The following is a 23208-nucleotide window of genomic DNA, read 5'->3' on the forward strand; positions in this document are numbered from 1 at the left end:
AGATGTTGTGCATCCTACTCGTGGTAACCTTCCATCTAATTCCCAGCAGCACTGTTTTGATGACCCTGGATATGTTGGGGTTTATGAATTACGATCCATAATGTATTAAATATACTGGCAAATAGATTCATTTTATGAAAATATTGATTTATATAATATTTATACAGTATTATTGTTACAGGAGTTCATCTTACTGTTACAAATATGTAAATTTTTTAGTATTAAGTAACTAATTATCAAGTTCCAATGGGAGCATACATATGAGTAAAAAGAATATCATGCTTGTGGATGACGACATGTCAATACTTAAATTATTGAGGGCGGCCCTGGAGAAAAACGGGTATCATGCCATACCATGCGCCTCGGGGGAAGAGGCTCTGGAAAACCTTGATAAACAGCACGTGGACGCAGTAATACTGGATGTGGTACTGCCCAGCATGGACGGTCTGGAAGTTTTAAGGAGGATTAGGAATTCCCCGCACCGGCAATTACCTGTAATCATGCTTACCTGTAAAAACAGCGAAATTGAAACGGTTGTCGGTCTTGAAATGGGCGCGGACGATTACCTGAGCAAGCCGGTAAGGTACCACGAGCTGATTGCCAGGCTGAAAACAATATTCCGAAGGACAGACACCGCGGTACAACCCGAATCCCAAACGCTGATTATGTACGGTATGGAAATAAACCTGAACAACCGCACCATCCATTTTAATAACGAGCCGGTATTGCTCACACATATGGAATTCGAGCTATTAACCCTCCTGGCCAAAAGCCCCGGCCGGGTCTTTTCCAGGGAAAACTTGCTTGATATTTTATGGCACGAGGAGCAATACGTGGAAACCCGTACTGTGGATGTCCATATCAGGCGGCTCAGAAAAAAAATGGAAGAGCACGGTCTGAATCCCAATATAATAGAGACCGTCAGGAGTATTGGCTATCGACTGTGTAACTAACTAGAGGCGAGTGGGAGAGACTTTGCCTGTGAAAAGGAACAATACATTTTCCAGTCCTTTTTCCAGCCGCAACGTCTTAACCACATCGTGCTGCTCGGAAAAAAGCGTGTCAACAATAATCATGTCCGGCTTTTCCGCTATGGCCACTCTCAGGCACTCTTCACTGTCTCCGGCCCCGACGACCGTATATCCCCTGGTTTGCAATACCTGAATCAATGTATTCAAGGTAGATTTGTCTTCATCCACCACCAACACTTTTTTTCTGGATCCGCCCCGGGATATGAGCGTTTCTATTTCTTCCAGCAGTTTCTCTACATTGATGGGCTTTGTTAAATACCTGTCGACGCCGATGCGATAACCCCTTTCTTTATCCTCAACGATAGAGAGAATGATAATAGGGATATCCATGGTGGCCGGGTCGTTTTTTAACACTGCGGCTACGTCAAACCCGTTCATCCCGGGCATCATCACGTCCAGGAGAATCAGGTCCGCCATTTCTTTCTTGACCATATCAATGGCCTCCATGCCATTAGCCGCCTCCCTGACGGAATAGCCCGCCGTCTCCAGTTCCTGACGCAGCAGCAACCTTATATTGGCGTCATCGTCCACCACCAAAATGCGCTTTTGGTCTTTCGGGTGTCCGGGCACCGGTGCCACCTGCGCTTCCATCTTGCTGACCAGGGCATCCATGTCGATTATTTTCACGTCATTTTTGTTGCCTTTTAACATTGGAAGGGCAAATGAGAAGTTACTGCCCTTTCCTATTTGACTTTCCACCCAGATTCTGCCTCCATGCTGTTCAACAATCTGCTTGCATATGGGCAGTCCCAGACCGGTTCCCTTTGGCTTGTCGGTGAGAGTGTCTCCCACTTGCTTGAATTTTTCAAATACCTTTTCCAGGTCATTTCCGGCAATCCCGATGCCGGTATCTATTACACTAACTATAACAGTGTCCCCTGCAGCTTTTGCGCCGCAAGTGATCGATCCCTGTTCGGTAAACTTGACCGCGTTGGATATCAAGTTAATCACTGTTTGAATCAACCTATCAAGGTCTCCTACAATTTGAGGCAGGCCGTCTTCAATGTTCGTGATTAATGTAAGCCCCTTCTGCTCAAAAAGGGAGGAGGTGGCGGTGGCGGCCCTGTTGATAACTTCCTCTACGGCAAGGGGTTCCATTTCCCACTCGATTCGGCCCGCCTCCATTTTGGAAAGGTCCAGCACGTCGTTAATCAAAGAAGTCAGCCTCTGACTTTCCGATATGATAATATCTACATTGTCGTTAACCTGTTTTATGGCCCGGTTAACTTTCTTTTCACTGGTTTGTACCAGTGGGAAAATTAATTCTTGCAATTTTTTCTTAATAATTTTAGAAAACCCCAGAACGGATGTAAGCGGTGTCCTCAATTCGTGTGAAACCGTGGACAAAAAGTCTGATTTCATCCGGTCCAGTTCCTGCAGCCGCTTGTTTTCTTCCAGACTTATTTTTGCTTCATACTTGATATGGACGATGCAGCCTCCAGCCTCGTTTTCTTCGTTAAATACGGCTATGGCCCTGTCCCTGCAGGTATCGTAGCCGCACGCGCCGCAGTTAAGCTCGTCCTTGGCCGAATACTTGCCGTCAAGTTCCAAAATCGATTTAATTTGGGCCTCATCCGGCACTTTTTTATCATAGTGCCTGTTATTCCACGTTCTGATAAACGTATTATCTTGCAGAAGCTGTTCAACGATGTCCAGCCATGCCTCAAACTCGGGAGCTTGCACAGTGTTTTTGACCAGTATGGAGCAGCCCTCGTATTTACATGTCAAATCATTTCTAGCGGCTCTTTGGAATCTCTTTCGTGTATATTCCGCAATAATGCGCCGGTTTTCCCAGAAATCGTTTTCAACTCCCATCGCCTTGCCCATGATACAGCCTTCACAGTAAAGAATATCAATCAGCAGGGGATATCCCGCCAAAGTACCGCCGTTTATTTTTTCCCCGGCCATTTTCTCCAGATAACGTACGGCACGGCTCTCTCCCTCCAAAATCAGATGGCCGGTGCCGATGGGATTAAAGCCGGACTCTCCTGTGAATAATTCCATGGTTTTGGTAAGGCCGCCGGATATGGGAAAAGCTGCGCCGTATAAGGCCTGGATGCCGTCAAATTCCGACTCTGCCAGGGACCGGGGCACTATATTCCGGCTGTCCAGCAGTTGAATCAGCTCCTCAAAGGTCAGTTCCTCGTCAAACAGCCCGAGATTTTCATCCAGTAATTCCGACTTTTTCGCTATACACGGGCTGGCTCCGACAACAGCTGTGTTATCGCTGTTCCATCGCCTGGCCAACAGAGCCTGGGCCGCCATGGGACTTAATATGGGAGCGAATTCATCCAGCAGTGCGGGGGCGTGTTTTTCCACATAATTCATCAGCGCCGGGCATGGACTGGCGATTACATGGGTGTTTTCCCGCCCCTTTTCCTCAATTAAGTCGTTTATGTAATCAGTGTAGACCCTGGTAACCACGTCGGCTCCGAAACTTGATTCATATATGTGCGCGAAGCCCAGCCTTTTCATAGCGGTGCAAAACTGTCCGGGAGAGCAGCGGTATTTTTTAACGGCCACAATTACATATGAAGGGGCCAGAACCAGAGCGGTTTCTCTGGTTTTCAAGAGCTTTTCAACATTTTCAATGCTGCTTTGGTATTTTTTTGCGCCTTTGCTGCAGACTTTGATACAGGCGCCGCAGTTCAGGCAGCTTTCTTTGATTATTTCCGATTTCCCGTCCTTAATTTTAATGGACTTTGTTCTGCACACGCGCAGGCAGGCGGAACATGCCTCGCATTTTTCCTTGTCGGTAAAAACGACCCCATTTATCACCCGTAATTCATCTCCTTTTCCACTACCGAAATGAACGACCCTGCTATAATTACAAAACCAGCCGTGTTAATCAATCAGGCAGACCCAACACTTTCCTGGCCTTTTCAACCACTTCATCGGGATCAAAGGGCTTGGTCATGTAAATATCGGCCCCGACTTCAATGCCTTTTTGCTTATCAAATTCCTGGCCCTTGGCCGTGAGCATGATAATAAAGACATCCTTCAGTCCCAGCTCGTTTTTAACAGCGCTGCAAACTTCAAAACCGTTCATCCCGGGCATCATCACATCCAGAAAAACCAGATCCGGTTTTTCATCTTTGATTAAGTTCAGGGCGTTCAGCCCGTTGTCGGCAGTGCTCAGTTCGACACCCTCATCCTCAAGCTCTTCAAGGGTTTGCTCCAAAAGAATTCTAATATGCGGCTCATCATCTACAATCAGTATACCGGCCATATCGCACCCCTCTCTTATTACCGGGCCAATCAAGTGTAAAGTAAGCCTTCTTTCTTATCCGCCGGTTTTTTTCCCGGCACATCCTCCCTCATTTCCCACTTGGGGCACTGGTAGTAGTCAATCTGTCTTTGTGAAACGGGAAACCTGCCGCAAGAAAAATATCTCCAGTACAAAGAGTTGTAAACGAGACACTTTTTCCCCTCATAATCCAGTAATGGACAGTTGATTTTTATGCAGCAATTTATGCATCTGGCACAATCATGCTGATTATTCTTCCATTCAGCTGACAGCTTCACCCTGGCGGGATCAGGGCCGGAAGAGGGCGGAGCCGTTAGGGGCTGGGCGTACATCCCCCTGTAATGTGGATCAAACATCCACAGGAGGATTAGACGATATAACTGAACAATCAATTTGGGAAAATATTTATGGTATTTCCAGAAAGCCGGATCATTAAAAAAAACGAAGGACGAATAAGGGGCCGCGATATATATGAACAGCCCTCCGGTAAAGGTCATCAAGGCCAGGCTTAAATAATACAAAATACGAGTAGAAGACCACTTGATTTGTCCACTCAAAGTGTACATTAGCTTTAACCTCCAGTTCCGCTGTGCGTGATGAGGTTCCAAAGCCCCAGAACCCCCAGCCAGTTGCCGATTAAAAAGTGATTTATACTTACGCCGATTAAATTTTTATGCCGGATATATAATCCTCCCCAGAGAATTCCGCCTATAATAGCCGTAATCCCAAGTTCCAGGGATTCGTGGATATGAAAGACGCCAAACAATGAAGAGGTAAGAATAACGGCCCACAGCCAGTTAAACCGGCCCACCAGGAATCTATGAATAGACCCCTGCAGCACTCCCCGGCACAGAAATTCCTGTAGGGGCGCCACCAGGATATAGGTGGCATAATCCCACCCGAGGTATTGCCAGGCAAAGACTGTCTCGTTGTGAAAAGCCGGCACGGTTTTCACCAGATAATATTTTAAAACTACCAGGGCGAACATTAATAAGAAACTGACAGCCAGTGACTCAAGAATAGATTTTTTCCCGTTTTCCAAAGTCAGGCCAAAACTGGACAGCGGCAGCCCGCTCCTGAAAACCAGCCACACGTTGGCCAACACAAATGTGACTTCAATTAACCGGCTGATGATATAGATTATCCCGTCTCCGGCGTTGATTTTATTCAGCATGACAATAAGGAAGGTATACAGGCAAACCATCAGCACGACACTGATAAATATTTGGCCGAATTCCATGCGGATTTTTATTGAGGCGGTGAGTTCCTCTTTTTTTTGTTTCAGATCTGCTATGGTCTCTTTTAGCCTGGCAAATAATTTGGCGTTTTCAATGGCCGCGGCTGTCTGATACGCTACTGTGGACAGCAGTTTCAAGTCGCCGGCGGTAAAATCCACCGGCTGTTCGCTGCTTACCAGCATTACACCCAGCACTTTACTTTTTATCGCCAGAGGAGCACAGATCAAAGAGCTGACCTTTACGTTTCCGTCAATGTATCTGTGGTCCGCCGGAAGTGTGTTAATTACTTCTGATTTAACATTGGCTACAACACTGTCGATGACTGACCGGCAAGCCATAAGCTTATCTCTGGCATAATCTTCAGACTCTGAGGAAGCCAAAATTTCCTTTTCGTTATTCTCCAGCAGAACTATTGTAACATCCCCTGTTTTAATCAACCTTTTGGCTTCTGCGATCAAGTACCGGGACGTATCTTTGAGTTCAAGGTTCCCTGCCAATTGTTCTGTGATATTAAAATAAAAAGTTATCTCCCGGTATTTTTCCAATAGCTCCCGGCCCAGGGACTTCTTCTCGTGCTCCATGTCAAGTCTAAGGTTAATGAGGTCCGCAACAGTTGAGACATCCTTTTCCCCGCAGACCTGTCCGGCTCTTATTTCACCGTATTTAACCGGGTATTCGTAAGCCGTTTTCCCGACACTGCCGATTAAGACATTACCGGCCGCATCTTTGATGCATATTGGTGATTGCATTAAGGTTTCCATATCGGTAATAAAAGCCTTAAAGTCTTTTTTTGATATTAATTTAACCAGAGGTTCTTTGCTCATTTTTATACTTCCTAACCCTACATTCTCATAAATCTTCTTAACAGGCTCATTACTTTATATTTATTAGCAACCTCTTTCCCAACGATCAATACTCCGGTCCAAAAAACAACATGACTGGAGCAGTAAGATATAGTACAAATTAATGCTTTTATCTTTAAATTTAGGCTGGAGAACGGAGTGATAAAAATAATACCGTAGATAATCCAGGAAAAAGTAATTAAAACAAGACCAATGCTCTTTATCCTTGTCGGATGATTTGTTTTCTCATGAGTACACAAAGCATCATCTCCCACTGGCAACATTAATATTTTTACAATATTTTTGTAACAACGGTTCGTTAGTTTGTTACAATTATGTAAAATAATTTTCTGATGATCGAAATTTGTCGTTTATACCCTTTGCGCTGATGCTAACATGGTGCTAACGCGTGTTAACTCGTGGCTAAGCGGGCCTAAAAAGCAAAAAACGGCCCGCATGCTCCACTTCCAATGCGATTGTTTACATTTCTGTAACAATAAATCGACTATTTGTAACCAATTTCCTGTATTTTAAAAAGGGATGGATAATTGGGTAAAAATCATGAAGGTGATTCCGCATGACTGGCAATGATGGGTTCAGAATAATTAAAAAAATGTACACGGGAGCTGGAATGACCCTTTATCGGGCTAAAAGGGAAAGTGACGGCGTTCCGGTTGTTTTGAAACAGATTAATGGGGAATATCCCCCTCTGGACAAAGGTTTTGCATTCGACGGTAAAATAGAGGCCGCCAAAAGTATTTCGCATGAGGGCTTCATGAAAGTATTAGGGGTGGCCAGCTATCGCTATGCCCCCACTCTGGTAATGGAAGACTTTGGGGGAGAGGTGCTGGCAAATATGCTGGGCCATGGGGAAATTAGCATTGACCGGTTCCTGAAAATCGCTGTCAGGCTGGCCGGAATTTTAGCTTTTATACATAATGCCAATACCGTACATGCTCATTTAACACCGGCCAATGTTTTTGTTGATTTGAAAAGTGAAACAGTTAAGTTGGCTGGTTTTAGTTCATATAGCGGAATAACTGCGCATGACCAAAATGTTAATAATCTGACCAATAATAAATATGATGTCGCTTACATTTCTCCGGAACAAACGGGCAGGGTAACCCAAAAGGTTGATTACCGGACGGATTTTTATTCCCTCGGGGTGATATTCTACCAAATGTTAACGGGTGTTTTGCCTTATGAGTCGGATGATTATGTAGAAGTAATATATTCCCACCTGGCCAGAGAGGCGGAGCCGGTTTGCCGGAAGAACGGGGAAATGCCCCAGGTATTATCCGATATAGTTGGCAAGCTGATGCAGAAGAAGGCCGAGGACAGGTACCAATCTGCGGCAGGATTGAAGCAAGACCTTGAAAAGTGTCTCCAAAATATTGAATACAGTAACGGAGTGTATAAAATCCCCTTCTTTGCGGTGGGTCGGTACGATATGCCGGATAAATTACATTTTCCCGAAAAGGTTTTAGGCCGGGCAGCAGAAATCAAGCGGCTTATTGCCGCATTTGATCAAGTTAGAGAAGGCAGCCCAAAGGTTATTTTGATTGCGGGTTACTCGGGAGTTGGCAAGACGACTCTTGTACAGGAACTGTACAGGCCTGTAAAAAACAGCGGTGGCATGTTTATTCAAGGAAAATTCCACCAATACAGGGTAAACACCCCTTATGCTTCCTTTGTGCAGGCTTTTGATAGCCTTTTCAGGGAAATATTGGCCGGGAGCAAAGACCAAATTTCCGCCTGGAAGAATAAAGTCACTGGTCTGTTAGGGGCCAATACCAGTATTATTACTGATATTTTTCCCAGACTGGAGAATATAATCGGCCTCCGGGAGCCGGTGGAGCAACTGCCTTTGAGTGAAGCACAGAACAGGTTGCATCAGGTTGTAATCAATTTCCTGCAAGTTGTGGCCTCTAAGGAAAAACCTTTGCTTATTTTCCTTGACGACCTGCAGTGGGCTGATAATAACAGTATCAAGCTCATGGAACGCATATTGTCAGGCGCAGAAAAAATGCATGTTCTTTTAATAGGAGCGTACAGGGACAATGAAATTAGCGGTTCGCATCCATTGCATCCCATAATAGAAATGGCACGCTCAGCGGAGAGCGGGGCTGCGGAAATTATGGCCATTAAACCGTTGACATTAAATCATGTTCGCCAGTTAATTGTGGAAATGATGCGTTGCGAATGTGAGCAGACAGATCTGCTGGTAAGACTCAGCCACGAAAAAACAGGCGGCAACCCTTTTTTTCTTTTTCATTTTATTAAATCACTGCATGATGAGGGTTTTATTAATTATAACCGGAGTGCCAAAACCTGGGATATTAATTTTGAGCAGGTGATTAACCAAAGCTTTACCGATAATGTTGTCGACCTGATGGTGCATAAAATTGCCGGGCTGCCGGAAAAAACCGTTCAGACCCTCAAACTGGCGGCCTGCATTAATAATAAGTTTGAAGTAGAGACCCTGGCGAGAATACTTGGCGTTACCAACTCAGCCGCCGCCGAGATGCTTATGGAAGCGGTCAAAGAAAGATTAGTGGCTGAACAAGTCCCGGTAGAATTTGATGCAGAAAAGAAAACTATGCCTGTTAGCTATCGTTTTGCGCATGATCGGGTGCAGCAGGCGGCTTACAGCCTGGTAGGAGAAACACAAAAACAGAATTTTCATTACTGCATCGGCTGTTTACTACTGGAGCAAAACCCGGAGTGGGAAAAGGCTGAAAACATTTTAGAGATTACCGACCATTTTAATTTGGCAGAAGATATGGTTTTAGCTGATAACAAAGGTCTGCTGCTGGCCAGACTTAACCTGGGGGCAGGAAAGAAAGCCAAAAGCTGCTATGCTTATGACCGGAGTCTGGGCTATCTTTCCAAAGGAATTGTGATTTTGGGCGATGATGGCTGGAACAGTAATTACGAAATTACCCTGGAGCTTTATACTGAAGCAGCAGAAATGGCTTATATGGGCGCTCAATACACGCTCTTGGATCAGTATGGAAATGCAGTCCTGGAAAGGGGGAAAACCCTTCTTGATCAAGCTAAAATTTATGAAATCAAAATTGAATCCTTAACTGTACAAAACCGGTTGGAGGATGCCATTGAAACAGCCCGGCAAGTTTTAGAGCTTTTTGGGATTAGGATTTCCCGCCGTCCTTCCCGCCCGGATATCATGCTAATGTATTACAGAACCCGGCTGGCCCTTACTGGCCGTACATTGGACGACCTTAAAAAGATGCCGGAAATGAAGGACCCAAAGTACCTGGCCATGATGCGAATTATAACCAGCGCGGGTATTGCGGCATACAGCTACTCCGCTCCGGTGATGGTGATGCTCACACTGAATGTGGTGCTTATATCTTTAAGGCATGGCATTGCCCCTCTGACGCCGGTGTCTTACGCGGGATACGGACATTTTCTGTGCGCCTATTTGAAAAAAAGAGCACTGGGATATAAATTCGGCAAGCTGGCTATAGAGCTGCAGGCCGGAATAAAATCAAAAGCTTTTGAATGCAAGACCAACCTGCTCTTTGAAATACTGTTAAGACACCAGCGGGAGCATATTGGGAATACGCTGAACGGCTTCCCTTATAACCACCGGCAGGGGCTGAGCACAGGTGATTTGACTTCCGCAGGCCATGTGATGATGCAGCACTTTGTTTATCTGTACCTGGCCGGCAGGGAGCTTGCATCTATACGGAAGGATATGGAGCAATACAGGGATGACCTGTTCAGGACCGACAACCAGACCTCAATTAATGTTTGCATGATGTACCTGCAGGGAATTGCAAATTTGCAGGGGACATCGGGTGAGCCCTGGAAACTGGCCGGGCGGTATTTCAATGAAGAAGAGGCGCTGCCGCATTATCAAGCAGCTAATGATCGTTCAATTATATTTAATTCCTATTTTAATAAAATGATCATCGCTTATTTATTCGGACAGTATGACGAAGCCCTGGAAAACCTGAAAACGGTGGAAGAATACCTGGACGGGGCCATTGGAACTTTTTGCATACCGGTTTACAATTTTTACAGCGTTTTGATCCGCCTGGAATTACTCGCCGGCTTCTCCGCCCGGGATAGAATCGTACATAAAAAGAGACTGCTTGCCTGTCTCCGTGAAGTTAAAAGCTTTTACAGGGACGCCCCTGGGAATAATACCGACAAGTACTTCCTCATTCTGGCTGAACAGGCCCGGGCCGCGGAGAACCATAGCCGGGCCTGGGAGTATTATGACAAGTCTATCAAAGCGGCCGGAGAAAATGGTTTTTTACCGGAAGAGGCGCTGGCCAACGAACTGGCGGCAAAGTATTTTCATTCTACCGGAAAAATTAGCATCTCTGAGAATTATGCAAGAAATGCGGCGTATTGTTATGCAAAATGGGGTTGCGCTTTAAAAGCAAAGCAGCTTAATCAAAAGTATGGCATTTTAATGCCGGAACAAACAGCGGCTGAGTACAGCGCTCCCCTCTTGCTGGATGTGAATACAATAGTACAAGCCAGTCAGGCTATTTCGGAAGAAATTGTACTTGAGGGACTCCTAAAAAAAATGATGCGCATAGTTTTACAAAACGCGGGTGCCAACAAAGTTCTGTTCATCATGGACAGGGGCGGGGATCTGTTCATTGAAGCGTCGGGAAGCGCGGACGGTGGGCAAGTGCAGGTGCTGAAAGGCGTTAATGTAAAAGAACAAGCCGAGGTTTCCGAAAAACTTCTAAACTATGTAGTCAATTCAAGGGAGAGTGTGCTGCTCAATAGCGAGTATGAGATTGAGCGTTTCATTAATGAACAGTCTATCAATCATAAAAGGGCCAGGTCATTGCTATGCCTGCCTGTTGAATCAAAACGCAGCCTGATAGGTTTACTGTATCTGGAAAACGATATGCTTGATGGAGCATTTACCGAGCAGCACCTGCTGGTTTTAAAGGTGCTTTCCTCTCAGTTGGCCATATCCCTGGAAAATGCCAGGCTGTACCAGGGCATGGAGAGGATAGTTGAAGAAAGAACTGAGGAGCTTAGGCGTAAAAACTATGAGCTGGAAAGTGCCAATATCCAGTTGGCCAACGCCAATCAAGCCAAAAATGAATTTTTGGCCAATGTAAGCCACGAAATGCGCACTCCGTTACATGGCGTGATCGGCATGGCCGGGCTTTTACAAAAAAACGGCCTTGACTATGAGCAGGAGGAAAATGTAAATTCAATCATCTTATCTGCCCGTTCATTATTGGGAATCATTAACGAAATATTGGATTTTTCTAAAATTGAAGCCAATATGCTTGAGTTGGATGAAAGAAATTTCAATATAAATCAATTGGTCAGGGAAATACTGCCTCCCTTTACAATAAAAGCGGAAGAAAAAGGCATTAGACTAATTTCCACCCTGCGGCAGGAATCCGTAAAAGATTTGCGGGGGGACCCCCTTAGAATCAAACAGATTATTGCCAACTTATTAAGCAACGCCACCAAGTTTACCACGAAGGGCCAGGTTGAACTTGTATTGTCTGCCGTTAAAGATGGAATGATTGGAGCAATTATTCTGGAAATAACCGTAAAAGACAGCGGCATCGGCATTCCCCCGGATAAGCTTGATTATATTTTTCAGGATTTTGCCCAGGTGGACAGCAGCACCACCAGAAAGTTTGGCGGAACCGGCCTGGGACTTTCCATTACTAAAAAACTGGTTGAGATGATGGGGGGTACTATAACTGTAGATAGTACATTGGGTAAGGGCAGTACCTTCAGGTGCACTATCCGCCTGGTATCGGCGGATAGTGGTCAAAACAGCAGATCATTAGTGGAAAGGGGACATACCGCCTGCGGAGGAATGTCTTCAACTAAAGCCGGGGAATATCTGCAACCCTACAGGCGAGAGCTTGCTGCACTAAAAATACTGGTTGCTGAAGACAATTCTATCAGCCAAAAGTATATTAAAGCTTTACTGGAGTATCTGAACTGTGACGTAACTCTGGCGCTAAACGGCAGGGAAGTGTTGGAGAGATTAAAAACAGGTAGTTTCGATTGTATTTTAATGGATAAGAATATGCCTGAGCTTGACGGTATAGAGACCACCCGGATCATTAGACAGAATGAAGCGGGCACCGGCAGGCATATGTCTATTGTCGCGCTGACAGCGTCGGCTATTATCGGAGACAGGGAAAAGCTGCTTGCGAAGGGTATGGATTATTACCTGTCCAAACCTATTAATGAAAGGGAATTGGTGCAAATATTATCGGCTATAAAATCAGTTAGTACAACTGGAAAATTACCGAAGGAGAGTACTAATGTGACCGGAGAAGAAAGCTTTATCGACCGTCATGTTTTTTTAGAAGAAGCCGCGCTTTACGGTGAGAAAGTATTCCTGGAAATTATCTCAGATTTTTTGAAGGATTACCGGCAGGTATTACATAGAATTGAAACACATATCAGTAATTCCGATACCCTTGGCGCCGAACGAGAAGTACATAAATTGGCCGGCACCTTATCTACTTTTCACTGCAGCAAGTTGATTGACATGATCAGGAGTCTGGAACGGCAGGCGGCAGAAAAAAATCTGGAGGGTTTTAAAAGCGCATACCCGGTTTCAAGAGCTAGTATCGACTTATTTTTAGCTGAGCTGGGTGATATTAAAAAAACACTTGAAAACCAACTTGAGTTATCTTCTGAAAATTAGCCGTAGGTCAATAATGATTTATAATTTATCGCACCGGTCGTAGATATGGCCGGGGTTAAGGAAAAACGCAGCGCGCTTTTCTTGTTGCGGTTGCACAAGGGGACAGAGTACCTGTCCCCTTGTCACTTTCTGTTATGAATGAAACGAAGTTAGCAGGCAACAACCGCGCTAGAAAGATTTGCTTTTAATTATTTTACTTAAGAAATAGGCGGAGCCGCCCCAAAGTAAAACCATGGCGACAATCATCATAGCAATTGCACTACCTGACATTATTTTTTACCCCCTCGATTAAGTACTGTTCATTTTTCCATTTTAGGGTGGAAAGTAGAAATCCGCCGGCAATAATTACTGCCAGCACCAGCCATCCCATTAGCAGCAGCGCTTCCTGAGGGTAGCCTTCATAGGGTGCTTTGATATCGCTGATAAGGGTCATAATGCCGGTATAGCCCGCTACTAACGGTGTGACAAATTTAATGCAGAATACCCACCAGGAGCCGGCTTTGATTTGTGATGCTGAATTAATATGGTCTTGCAGTGAGTTAAGGTTAAAAAACCAGCCAACCAGTAAAACCTGGAGTAAACCACCGAACACAATGCCAAAGTTATTGGTAAAGTGGTCGACAATATCAAGAATGTACAATCCGGCGCCGGTGGCAATCAATAAGCTGCAGATCGCTGCAACACCGGTATAAATAATTGTAACTTTTTGACGGTTCATATCCAGCTTATCCATCAGAGCGGCAATTGCGGCCTCGTTAATGGAGATTAATGAAGTCAGGCCTGCAAAGGTTAAGGCCAGGAAGAACAATATGCCAAATAACGGCGCCATTCCCCCGATGGTGGCGATAGCTGCCGGGAATGTCACAAAAGCCAAACCCACGCCGGCGCCGGCAACTTCTTTAACCGCCACACCCTGGGAATGAGCCATGTGTCCCAGGATGCTGAATACGGCAATACCGGCCAGCAAACTAAAACCACAGTTGGTAAAACATGTTGCAAACGCGTTGCCGGTGATATCTGATTTCTTGGGCAGGTAACTGGAATAAGTAATCATAATAGCAAATGCAATACTTAAATCAAAGAAAATTTGACCATAGGCTGCTGTCCAAACTTTAAAATCAAATAACCTGCTGAAGTCGGGTTCAAACATAAAGTTTAAGCCCGCGGCGGAACCGGGCAGGGTAATACCGCGCACAGCAATGATTACGATCATTAAGAATAAAATAGGGATTAGTACTTTGGCGATTCTTTCAATACCGGCTTTAACGCCGGTGTAAATGGTCAGGAAGGTGATAACCCAGGCCAGCACCAAAGGAATTAACAGTTGGGTTTGTATGCCGCCAAGCTCAAAAGGCCCGCCTGTTAAGCCCAGCACGTTGCCAAAGAAGAAATTTTGGGGGTCATCGGCATAACCCAAAGATAATGAATGATATACATAGCTCATGGCCCACGCGATAACAAGAACATAATAGACCGCAATAAAGAAACATACAATTATTTGCCACCAACCAAGCCATTCAAACTTACGGTTCATTTTGGCAAAGCTTAAAGGCGCTCCGCCACGATACTTGTGGCCGATGCCAAATTCCAGAATCATAATTGGAATACCGGCAGTTAACAGTGCAAATAAGTAAACAAGAAAGAATATGCCACCGCCATTATCCGCTACCATATAGGGGAACCGCCAGATGTTGCCTAAACCTACTGCGGAACCCACTGCAGCAATAACGAAACCTATCCGGCTGCCCCATTGTTCCCGTTGTTCCATGTTAATTACCTCCTTGTACAATTACTGAAAACGGATGCCAACAAGAGAAAATGACAGATTAATTGATAAAACCATCTCCTTGTCCAAATGACTAATGAATTTATTGTATCGTGCAACACCATATATTCTAGCACATTCCAGCCCGGTAAATCCAATTATAACAGGGGTGATTCTCAGTAAAGCCGCAATGCTTCGCTAAGACTTGGTTAGATCTAAAATGCCGCAGGTGCTCTGCGGCAGTTATTTTTATGTGTGCGCAAGGCAGCAATCTGATTCCCCTGGTCAAAAAAATAAGTCTGATCGGTTAGAATCAGACTTATTTTTATTTTTTTTTAGCCAGATTACTTAACATCCAATCCCTGTTCCTGGTAGTATTTGACGGCACCCGGGTGCAGCGGTATGGAAATGGCATCGGTGGCTTGTTCAAGATCAATGCTGCTGCCTTTTTCATGGACTTGGGTAATCTTATCTTTGTTGTCAAAGATAGCTTTTAAAATGTTATATATTAAATCCTCGGAGAGTTCCGCACGAGTGCAAAGTGTTACCTTGGACCCGGTGGTTATTACATCCTCGTCAACGCCTTTATAAGTTCCGGCCGGGATTGTTACCGGGTCGGAGAAGTATGGGTATTTTTCTTTAATTTGGGCAATTTTTTCAGGTTCTATAGAAAGAATGTGAATTTCATGCTGAGTGCTGATATCAATTATCGCTGAATTCGGTGCTCCGGCGTCAACTAATACCGCATCCAATTGGTTGTCCTTTAAAAGGTCCATACCTTGTCCGAAAGACAGGTACTCCGGCTTGATATCATCCATGCTCATATCGTAAGCTTCTAAAACAAACTGCAGGTTAAGCGGGCTGGAACTGCCCTGGATACCGCAGGCTACCCTTTTGCCTTTCAAATCGGAAAAAGTTTGAATGCCTGAATCCTTTTTAACCACTACCTGAATGGTGTTGGGGTACAAAGATATCAGCCCGCGGATGTTTTCAATTTTGGTGCCGCCGAACATATCCGTACCGTTATAAGCCTCATCGGCAACCAGGGATTCCACAAAGCCGATATCGCTTTGTTTTTGTCCTAAAAACCTGGCGTTTTCCACAGAGCCGCCTGTGGCTTCGGCTGTCATATTAATCCCCAGGTCGCTATTGGTAAGAACGTTTGCAATTGCAGTACCAAGGGGATAATATGTACCGCTGGTGGAACCGGTGGACATAGATAGGTTAGTCGGGTTTTCCGCAGCGCTTTGGTCCTCGTCGCTGCCGCTGTTGCCGCCGCTGCCGCCGCAGCCTGCAAGCACGACCGCCATTAATGCCAGCACACTAAGAATAGCAATCAACTTACTAAATTTTTTCATAAGATCAATAGTCCCTCCTTAAAAATTTTTTTAAAGCATCAACTTCAATGGAAGGCCGCATTTTTGGTTCCTCTTTCTGAACAATCACCTCCGATTTAAGTCATTTTGCAACAATTTAGCCGGTTTACTTGCCGGATGCTGTAATACCGCCTTTGTTAAGCCGCTGTTTGAAGTATAAAGCCGTAAGCAGTGCGGCACCGGCCAAGTCGCTTACATGCTCGGGCACTATAAGCAGGCAACCGGCTGCAATTAACAAAAACCTTTCCATCCCGGTAGACCGCCGGTCTAAGAATCCTGAGAAAGAAGAGCTAAAAGCTATAACCGCCAATATAGCTGTAACGATAGCCAAAATCACCTCCGGTGCCGGGGCATGCCCCAACAAAGCAGGGAAAAACACAAACAGGTAAGGTATCAGGTAAGCCACTGTTACGTTGCGGGTGGCGTTTAGGCCGGTTTGCATGGGATTGGCCTTGGCAATGCTGGCTCCGGCAAACGCCGCCAGGCAAACCGGAGGAGTGATATCGGCAAATACTCCGAAATAGAATACGAACAAATGGGCTGTTAAAACAGGAAGGCCAAGGGCCACCAACGCAGGAGCAGTAATGGCGGCCTGAACGATATAGTTGGCGGTTGTCGGCAGCGCCATACCTAAAATAAGACAGGCCAGCATGGTAAAGAACAGTGCCAGAATTTCGAGGCCGCCGGACATGGAGCCTATAAGATTGGAAAATTTAATCCCGAGGCCGGTCATGCTGACTATGCCTACAATCATACCGGCGCAGGCTGTTGCCGCTACAATGGAAAAAGTGGTCGTGCCGGCGCTCTCCAGCGCTTCCCAGAAATCTTTCAAGCTCATGCGTGTTGAAGATCTTAACATACCGGCGACAATTAACAGGGCCATGCCGATCAAGGCCGCCCGGGCCGGGCTGTAACCCAGAATTAGTATAACTATCAGAGCAATGATGGGAAGTAAGTAGACGTAACCGTCCTTGAGCACCTGCTTAGTTTTGGGGACCTCATCCTCCGGCATTCCCTCCAGGCCCTGACGGCAGGCTTCAAAGTGCACATTCATATAAATACTGAAATAGTATAGCAGAGCCGGAATGGCGGCCGCTCCGATAATTGTCAGGTAAGGGATCTGGGTGAATTCAGACATGACGAATGCCCCGGCACCCATAATAGGCGGCATAATTTGCCCGCCGGTGGATGCCGCTGCTTCCACTGATGCCGCAAAAGCCGGCCGGTAACCTATCTTTTTCATCAGAGGTATAGTGAAACTCCCCGTTGTTACAACGTTGGCTATACTGGAACCGGAGATGGTACCCATCAGGCCGCTGGCAATAATGGCGATCTTCGCCGGACCTCCCCGGGCTCTGCCGGCCAGGGAAACGGCGAGGTTAATGAAGAATCCCCCTCCGCCGCTTTTTTCTAAAAAAGAGCCAAATAAAATAAACAGGAAGACAATGGAAACCACTACGCCGATGGGAACACCGAATATCCCTTCCGTGGTTAAATATAATTGGTTGATTATTCGTACATAATCATAACCGCGGTGGCCAAATAGCCCCGGAATATGATTGCCGTACAAAGCATATAGGATGAAAATTGAAGTGACTATTGGCAGCGGCCAGCCTATTGAGCGCCTGGTCCCCTCTAATACCAGTATGATACAAATGAACCCAAGCAATAAATCAGTGGTATTAGGCATGCCAATACGGGTGACAAGGTTATGGAAGTTAATAACTATATACGCATTGACCCCAAAAGCCAGCAATGCCAAAAAGACATCAAAATAACCAACCGGCTGCTTTTTTCTGAAAGAATGCACCATGAAAGCCATGAATAAGCTTAACATCAAAATTACTGCGCGCTGGCGCATGGCCACAAGCGGTGTAGTCAAACTGGTATACAAAATAAATAAAGACATGATCACTGCTGCTATTGATACTACTGTAGCTATGGCTCTATGCAATTTGTTGTTCAACAGGCATCCCCCCAAGTAAGTTCGATCATTTTTTCACTTACCCCCATTTGCTTTGATATCAGGATAGCTATACTCCTTAACTCTTTAATGCACCGGTCAACTAACTTCTGTGTAAGCCTGACTTCGGGAAAGGAAACGGAAATGCTTGAAGTTACTTGATTATTCTGGTCCAAAAGCGGGCAGGAGACGGCTACACTGCCCGGAGTGCATTCGGCGGCACTTATGGCGTACCCGTTCTGCCTGATTTTAATTAACTCCCGTTGTAAAGCTTCCGGGTCAGTTATTGTATTTTGGGTTAAGGATTTCAATCCGATGCTTGAGATTAAGTCATTTAACTTATCTTCCGGCTGATAAGCCAGCATGACCTTGGCATCTGCCCCGGCATACAGGTAAGAGCGCTGGCCCAAGGGTACTACGGTGCGCAGCAGGTGGATGCCCTCAAAGGACAGCACGCAGACCCGCTCACATCCATCCAGGACGTCCAGGTATACTGTTTCGCCCAATTTATCACGTAAATCCCTGAGCAAAGGTGCGGCAATTTTCGTTTGGGTCATGGTATTGGTGATGACCGTGCTTAGATGAAACACCTTCATCCCCAAACTGTAATTACGGCTTGCCGGAATTCGTTTCAAATAACCCTCGCCAACTAACGTATTAACCAGACGGGAAATGGTTGGCCGGGGCATGTCCATTCTCTCGCTAATTTCACTGACAGACAATTGTGGCTCATTAACTGTGAACAGTTCCAAAATAGCCAGCGCTTTCTTTACTGAATTTACCTTGCTTTTATCCATATGAATATTGACTATAAAAGCCTCCTTCGGACTTTTTTGCATGCAAGCAGTCTCTTGAAACCTTATTAAAATTTTTGTGAAAAATCAATAATTTATCACGATACGGACGCAATATTCGCTATTAGTAAAATTAGATTATCACTCAGCCTGTCCTGCGTCAAGTTTAAATTGTCAAACAGGCTGGATGATACCAATGAATGCAATTGCTGCCACCAATAAAGAAGAACTTTATACTTTTCTGTATTATAGATAAATTTATAGATAATTTTTTACCGGACAACCCCTAAAAAAAGAGTATAATTACCTTACAACCAGGCAGGTACTCAAAAACATTATCTGTGGATGATTAATTCAGGGGGGCCTTAATCTAAAAGAAATCTTTCAGTGATTTTTGTGTCACCAGGAAAGGAATGGTAGTGGTTATGAACAAAACAATAAATACAATGTATTTTAGTCCGACAGGTACAACTGAAAAAATAGTATCCGGACTGGCGGAAAAAATTTCAGAAAAAATTGACAGGGAAATAGCTATAAAAAATATTGATTTTACATTGCCGGGGGTTAGGAACGAAACAGTATCTTTTGCAGGAGAAGATGTTGTCATTATAGGAGTTCCGGTCTATGCGGGAAGAGTTCCCAATGTATTGCTGAAATATTTGAATTCCATTACAGGTAATGGTGCATTGGCCATTCCTGTGGTTGTTTATGGAAACAGAAATTATGACGATGCCTTAATCGAACTAAAGGATATTTTGGAATTAAACGGTTTTACAGTTATTGCAGGGGGTGCATTTATAGGAGAACACTCATTTTCCAAAATTCTTGCCCAAAACAGGCCGGATGAAAAAGATATGGCTATAGTAAGTGATTTTGCCAATCAAATATATACGAAAATAACAACTCAAGATAATATGCAAACCGTAGCTGTAAAAGGAAATAGGCCTTATAGAAAATATTACATGCCTAAAAATGAACAGGGCATAGCTGTTGATATTAGAAAGGTTAGTCCAAAAACAAATGACAATTGTATTGACTGCAAGCTTTGTGTCAATGTTTGCCCTATGGGTTCCATTGATGATGAGGATGTATCTAAATTAAACGGAATATGCATTAAATGTGGTGCCTGTGTTAAGAAATGCCCTACGCAAGCCAAGTATTATGATGATCAAGATTATTTAAGACATAAACATGAATTAGAAGTTGGCTTTGCTGATCGGAGAGAACCGGAATTATTTATATGATTGATTGATCTTTTGAAAGCCGGCCAAAGCCAATACAAAAAGCGCAGAGCGGGAAATATAATTTCCCCGTCCTGCGCTTTTTTACACTTGGCTGTCTTCTTTTGCGTTGGCCGGCTGCGACGTGTTGGCCGGCCAACGTTTTGCTTTCCGGGCGGATTCCCGCAGCAGGTATTCAATATGAGCATTGACACTTCTAAATTCATCCGCGGCCCAGCGCTCCAGCACTTCATATAATTTGGGGTCGATGCGCAGAGGAAAATTCTTTTTGGGAGGCATCGTATCGCCAACCATTAATACAAACTGCCGGTATTGATCACGGGCTGGGCTGCGCGGTCGGATACAATGGCTACCATTAAATTGTTGATCATGGCCATCTTCCGTTCCTCATCCAGCTCCACCACGCTGTTTTTCTGCAGCTGCTCAATGGCCATTTGAGCCATGCCCACGGCGCCCTCGACAATTTTTTGACGGGCTGCCAGAATGGCTGTAGCCTGCTGGCGCTGCAGCATGGCGCTGGCGATTTCAGTGGCGTAAGCCAGGTGGGTCAGCCGGGCCTCCAATACCTCAACTCCGGCAACGGAAAGGCGGGACTGCAGTTCTCTGGCCAATTCATCAGCTACCTCGTCGGCATTGCCCCGCAAAGAATAACCGTCATCATCAAAGGTGTCATAGGGATACTTAGTGGCTACATGCCTTAAAGCCGTTTCGCTTTGGATTTCCACAAACTGCTCGTAATCATCCACGTCAAAAACCGCTTTGGCGGAATCCACAACTTTGAAAACTACAACGGCGGCTATTTCCACCGGGTTGCCGTTGATGTCATTCACCTTTAGGGTTTTGGAATTGAAATTGCGCACCCGCAGGGAAACCTTTTTATGAATGGTCAGCGGCAGGGTCAGCCACAGGCCGCTGGCTCTGACGCTGCCCATGTACCGCCCGAAGAAGGTCAGTACCCTGGCTTGATTGGGCTGGACAATAGTCAAGCCGCTTAAAAGAACGATGCCCAGAATCAGCATTGGGACACCGGGAAACGGTGAACCACCAATGGTGATCAAGAAGGACCAAACCAGATAGGTTAGCAGCACTATCAGTGCCAGGAAGCCGTTTACTGCAAAAGCTTTTTTTTCGTTCACTGAGTATCCCTCCTGTAAAAAATATTATTTTGATAGCAATATGATATCACTTTAATGCCACTTAAGCAATTGGTTTTTAAAATAAAAAAGTTGCTTTAGTACCAGTACGGACGAATGGGGCGATGATCCGATGACAAGGGGACGCCCCCTTGTTACCCAAACTCATAAGGGTTTTTAAACGTAATTTATTGGACAAGCCCATGGCGGCTGCCGGCTGAACTGCAATTGATTTTTTTAACAAAAACAGTAAAATGGGGATGATTTGCTCTGGATCGTGATTGCTGGTTGGTGTTTTTGTGGTATACTTTAAACAATATGAGCTTTATAAAATAAATCACTAATTCTTAATTGCTAAATCCAAGGAGGTTTACGTTATGAATTGTCCAAATTGCCAAAAACAACTACAGGGAGATTTTAAATTTTGCCCCAATTGTGGAATAGAGTTAAATAAAAGCCTTTCCTGCCCCTCCTGCCATAAACAGCTGCAGCCGGAATGGGCCGCTTGCCCCTATTGCGGCAGCAGCTTAAAGGAGGCATCCCATAGACCTGCTGCACAAAAGCAAGCGCCATCCCGCCGGCAGCCGGATGATCACTATCAGCCTCCATATGCGCATGGCCGCTATCACGGCAGCAGTTCAGGCAGGCACCGCGGACGCAAGAAGGGACTCTTGGGGCGTCTATTTTCTTCATGAAAAGAACAGCCATGGATCAGGGATTATAGAATCGAGGAGTTTCTCGGGCGGGGCAGTTTTGGTGTTGTGATTAAAGCCAGGCGCAACAACAGTTTATATGCTATAAAGGCATTGATCAACAAAGCTGAGGATGTCGAGCTGTTTTTGGCGCACAAACTGGAAGCCGATATCCTCAGCCGTTTAAACCACCCCCGGATACCGGGGTTTATTGATGCCTTTACCTTTAAGGATGTCCATTACATTATTCAGGAATATATTGAAGGCCTGCCACTGAGCTATCATATTCACAACGGCCACAGATTTGATGAAGGCGGGGTTAAGCCGCTGCTTTTTCAACTGCTGACTATTCTTGATTATTTGCATTGTCCGCCCCAAAAGGAAAATGCTGTTGTACACCGTGATTTAAGGCTGTCCAATATATTGATTAACAGCAGTAAGATTTACCTTTTGGATTTTGGGCTGGCAAGATATCTTAATCCTGCCCGGTTCCCCCATGTGCCGGACCCTGCGCCGGGAAATGCCGGCTCAGATAACAGCACTCCCAACTGCTTGAATTATTCAGCTGCTAACAGGATTCCCGGAACGGAAACATACCGTCTGTTGCGCAGAGAAATCTTGCCCGGCAGTGATCTTTTCGGAGTTGGAGTTGTAGGCGTTGACCTTTTTACAAACCTGATTGAAAACCCAAATTTAAATGAACCGTGGCAGAAAGTGCTGCCACTATCTGAAGACTTTATCAACTTCCTTGAGCAGCTTCTCAGCCGGAACAATGGCTTTAAGTCGGCCCCGGAAGCGATGCTGTATTTGGAGCTTATACAGTAGCTGTTTTAAAAAAGCCAAGGCCCGTAACGAGCCTTGGCTTTGCTGCGTGTGCGTCCGGCATGGGCAGCAACTTGGCGGTGAAAGTCCACTATGGGCTTTTGGCAGTTGAAACCATTAACCGAGAGCAAGGTGTCCATCACGAGATGGAATCTGAAGGAAGCTGGAGGCAAAATCCTGGCCCGATGAGATAGGTTTGGCTTTGTGGACCCGAATAATAAATTTAGTATAATTTTTTAATTAATTTCGCTATTGTCCAAGGCTTTTGCGCCAGGAGCATGGTATAAATATATTAGTAAGGAGCGACATATTCATAAAAAAGTCTATTAGATTATGTTTGAATTGGAGTGGGTAAGGATAGAAAGAAGGTAGGGCAAAA

The 23208-nt window shown here is 45.1% G+C and carries 17 protein-coding genes; 5 read left to right on the forward strand and 12 right to left on the reverse strand.

Going from position 1 to position 23208, the window contains the following annotated elements:
• The first annotated feature begins 260 nt into the window (after positions 1–260).
• Complete coding sequence (locus BM056_RS17630; protein WP_092472857.1) at positions 261–953, forward strand: response regulator transcription factor; 693 nt, start codon at positions 261–263, stop codon at positions 951–953.
• On the opposite strand, the gene BM056_RS17635 is transcribed toward BM056_RS17630, so the two are convergent.
• The 5 genes from BM056_RS17635 to BM056_RS27690 all read right to left on the reverse strand — a co-directional run bounded on the left by BM056_RS17635 (position 954) and on the right by BM056_RS27690 (position 6642).
• Positions 954–3809 (reverse strand): [Fe-Fe] hydrogenase large subunit C-terminal domain-containing protein, encoded by a 2856-nt coding sequence (locus BM056_RS17635; RefSeq protein ID WP_092472860.1) that lies wholly within the window; start codon positions 3807–3809, stop codon positions 954–956.
• 70 nt (positions 3810–3879) lie between these two features.
• Positions 3880–4260 carry a response regulator transcription factor gene (locus BM056_RS17640; protein ID WP_092473000.1) on the reverse strand — a complete coding sequence of 127 codons (381 nt, stop codon included), beginning with the start codon at positions 4258–4260 and terminating at the stop codon, positions 3880–3882.
• Between the two features lie 29 nt (positions 4261–4289).
• Positions 4290–4844, reverse strand: coding sequence for a hypothetical protein (locus BM056_RS17645; protein WP_092472862.1), 555 nt, complete (start codon positions 4842–4844; stop codon positions 4290–4292).
• A gap of 5 nt (positions 4845–4849) precedes the next feature.
• Positions 4850–6340 (reverse strand): GAF domain-containing protein, encoded by a 1491-nt coding sequence (locus BM056_RS17650; protein ID WP_092472864.1) that lies wholly within the window; start codon positions 6338–6340, stop codon positions 4850–4852.
• A 17-nt stretch (positions 6341–6357) separates the two neighbouring features.
• Positions 6358–6642 carry a transporter suffix domain-containing protein gene (locus BM056_RS27690; RefSeq protein ID WP_131820785.1) on the reverse strand — a complete coding sequence of 95 codons (285 nt, stop codon included), beginning with the start codon at positions 6640–6642 and terminating at the stop codon, positions 6358–6360.
• A gap of 293 nt (positions 6643–6935) precedes the next feature.
• On the opposite strand from BM056_RS27690, the gene BM056_RS17660 reads away from it, so the two are divergent.
• Positions 6936–13043 (forward strand): AAA family ATPase, encoded by a 6108-nt coding sequence (locus BM056_RS17660; RefSeq protein WP_092472868.1) that lies wholly within the window; start codon positions 6936–6938, stop codon positions 13041–13043.
• Positions 13044–13211: 168 nt separating this feature from the next.
• Here BM056_RS17660 and BM056_RS17665 read toward each other — a convergent pair whose 3' ends face one another.
• From BM056_RS17665 to BM056_RS17685, 5 genes are all read right to left on the reverse strand, one after another.
• Positions 13212–13313 (reverse strand): MetS family NSS transporter small subunit, encoded by a 102-nt coding sequence (locus BM056_RS17665; RefSeq protein ID WP_092472870.1) that lies wholly within the window; start codon positions 13311–13313, stop codon positions 13212–13214.
• Positions 13303–14811 carry a sodium-dependent transporter gene (locus tag BM056_RS17670; RefSeq protein ID WP_092472872.1) on the reverse strand — a complete coding sequence of 503 codons (1509 nt, stop codon included), beginning with the start codon at positions 14809–14811 and terminating at the stop codon, positions 13303–13305. The genes BM056_RS17665 and BM056_RS17670 overlap by 11 nt, the downstream gene beginning before the upstream one ends.
• Positions 14812–15152: 341 nt before the next feature.
• On the reverse strand, positions 15153–16166 hold the full coding sequence (locus BM056_RS17675; RefSeq protein ID WP_092472874.1) for a TAXI family TRAP transporter solute-binding subunit: 1014 nt from the start codon (positions 16164–16166) through the stop codon (positions 15153–15155).
• Between the two features lie 124 nt (positions 16167–16290).
• A complete protein-coding gene (locus tag BM056_RS17680) occupies positions 16291–18150 on the reverse strand; it encodes a TRAP transporter permease (protein WP_092472876.1) in 1860 nt (619 codons plus the stop codon).
• The gene (locus tag BM056_RS17685) at positions 18147–18944 is read right to left on the reverse strand and encodes an IclR family transcriptional regulator (protein ID WP_165613591.1); all 798 of its coding nucleotides are present in this window, start codon (positions 18942–18944) and stop codon (positions 18147–18149) included. Before BM056_RS17685 ends, BM056_RS17680 begins: the two co-directional genes overlap by 4 nt.
• Positions 18945–19366: 422 nt before the next feature.
• On the opposite strand from BM056_RS17685, the gene BM056_RS17690 reads away from it, so the two are divergent.
• Positions 19367–20185: an EFR1 family ferrodoxin gene (locus tag BM056_RS17690; RefSeq protein WP_092473002.1), complete on the forward strand. Its 819-nt coding sequence runs from the start codon at positions 19367–19369 to the stop codon at positions 20183–20185.
• A gap of 81 nt (positions 20186–20266) precedes the next feature.
• On the opposite strand, the gene BM056_RS17695 is transcribed toward BM056_RS17690, so the two are convergent.
• The gene (locus BM056_RS17695; RefSeq protein ID WP_092473004.1) at positions 20267–20461 is read right to left on the reverse strand and encodes a type II toxin-antitoxin system antitoxin; all 195 of its coding nucleotides are present in this window, start codon (positions 20459–20461) and stop codon (positions 20267–20269) included.
• A 14-nt stretch (positions 20462–20475) separates the two neighbouring features.
• Complete coding sequence (locus tag BM056_RS17700) at positions 20476–21318, reverse strand: SPFH domain-containing protein (protein ID WP_092472880.1); 843 nt, start codon at positions 21316–21318, stop codon at positions 20476–20478.
• 374 nt (positions 21319–21692) lie between these two features.
• Here BM056_RS17700 and BM056_RS17705 point away from each other — a divergent pair, with 374 nt between their 5' ends.
• Both BM056_RS17705 and BM056_RS17710 read left to right on the forward strand, forming a co-directional pair.
• Positions 21693–22010, forward strand: coding sequence for a zinc ribbon domain-containing protein (locus BM056_RS17705; protein ID WP_092472882.1), 318 nt, complete (start codon positions 21693–21695; stop codon positions 22008–22010).
• A 30-nt stretch (positions 22011–22040) separates the two neighbouring features.
• Positions 22041–22832: a protein kinase domain-containing protein gene (locus BM056_RS17710; protein WP_274377565.1), complete on the forward strand. Its 792-nt coding sequence runs from the start codon at positions 22041–22043 to the stop codon at positions 22830–22832.
• The last annotated feature ends 376 nt before the right edge of the window (positions 22833–23208 follow it).

The sequence above is a fragment of the Desulfotruncus arcticus DSM 17038 genome, assembly GCF_900113335.1.
Classification (GTDB): domain Bacteria; phylum Bacillota; class Desulfotomaculia; order Desulfotomaculales; family Desulfallaceae; genus Desulfotruncus; species Desulfotruncus arcticus.

Excerpts from the sequence above, each read along its gene's own strand:
- BM056_RS17670 (WP_092472872.1), bottom strand. The coding sequence starts at position 14,811 with ATGGAACAACGGGAACAATGGGGCAGCCGGATAGGTTTCGTTATTGCT.
- BM056_RS17690 (WP_092473002.1), top strand. The coding sequence starts at position 19,367 with ATGAACAAAACAATAAATACAATGTATTTTAGTCCGACAGGTACAACT.
- BM056_RS17640 (WP_092473000.1), bottom strand. The coding sequence starts at position 4,260 with ATGGCCGGTATACTGATTGTAGATGATGAGCCGCATATTAGAATTCTT.
- BM056_RS17705 (WP_092472882.1), top strand. The coding sequence starts at position 21,693 with ATGAATTGTCCAAATTGCCAAAAACAACTACAGGGAGATTTTAAATTT.
- BM056_RS17665 (WP_092472870.1), bottom strand. The coding sequence starts at position 13,313 with ATGTCAGGTAGTGCAATTGCTATGATGATTGTCGCCATGGTTTTACTT.
- BM056_RS27690 (WP_131820785.1), bottom strand. The coding sequence starts at position 6,642 with ATGTTGCCAGTGGGAGATGATGCTTTGTGTACTCATGAGAAAACAAAT.
- BM056_RS17650 (WP_092472864.1), bottom strand. The coding sequence starts at position 6,340 with ATGAGCAAAGAACCTCTGGTTAAATTAATATCAAAAAAAGACTTTAAG.
- BM056_RS17675 (WP_092472874.1), bottom strand. The coding sequence starts at position 16,166 with ATGAAAAAATTTAGTAAGTTGATTGCTATTCTTAGTGTGCTGGCATTA.
- BM056_RS17685 (WP_165613591.1), bottom strand. The coding sequence starts at position 18,944 with ATGGATAAAAGCAAGGTAAATTCAGTAAAGAAAGCGCTGGCTATTTTG.
- BM056_RS17630 (WP_092472857.1), top strand. The coding sequence starts at position 261 with ATGAGTAAAAAGAATATCATGCTTGTGGATGACGACATGTCAATACTT.
- BM056_RS17695 (WP_092473004.1), bottom strand. The coding sequence starts at position 20,461 with ATGCCTCCCAAAAAGAATTTTCCTCTGCGCATCGACCCCAAATTATAT.
- BM056_RS17645 (WP_092472862.1), bottom strand. The coding sequence starts at position 4,844 with ATGTACACTTTGAGTGGACAAATCAAGTGGTCTTCTACTCGTATTTTG.
- BM056_RS17660 (WP_092472868.1), top strand. The coding sequence starts at position 6,936 with ATGACTGGCAATGATGGGTTCAGAATAATTAAAAAAATGTACACGGGA.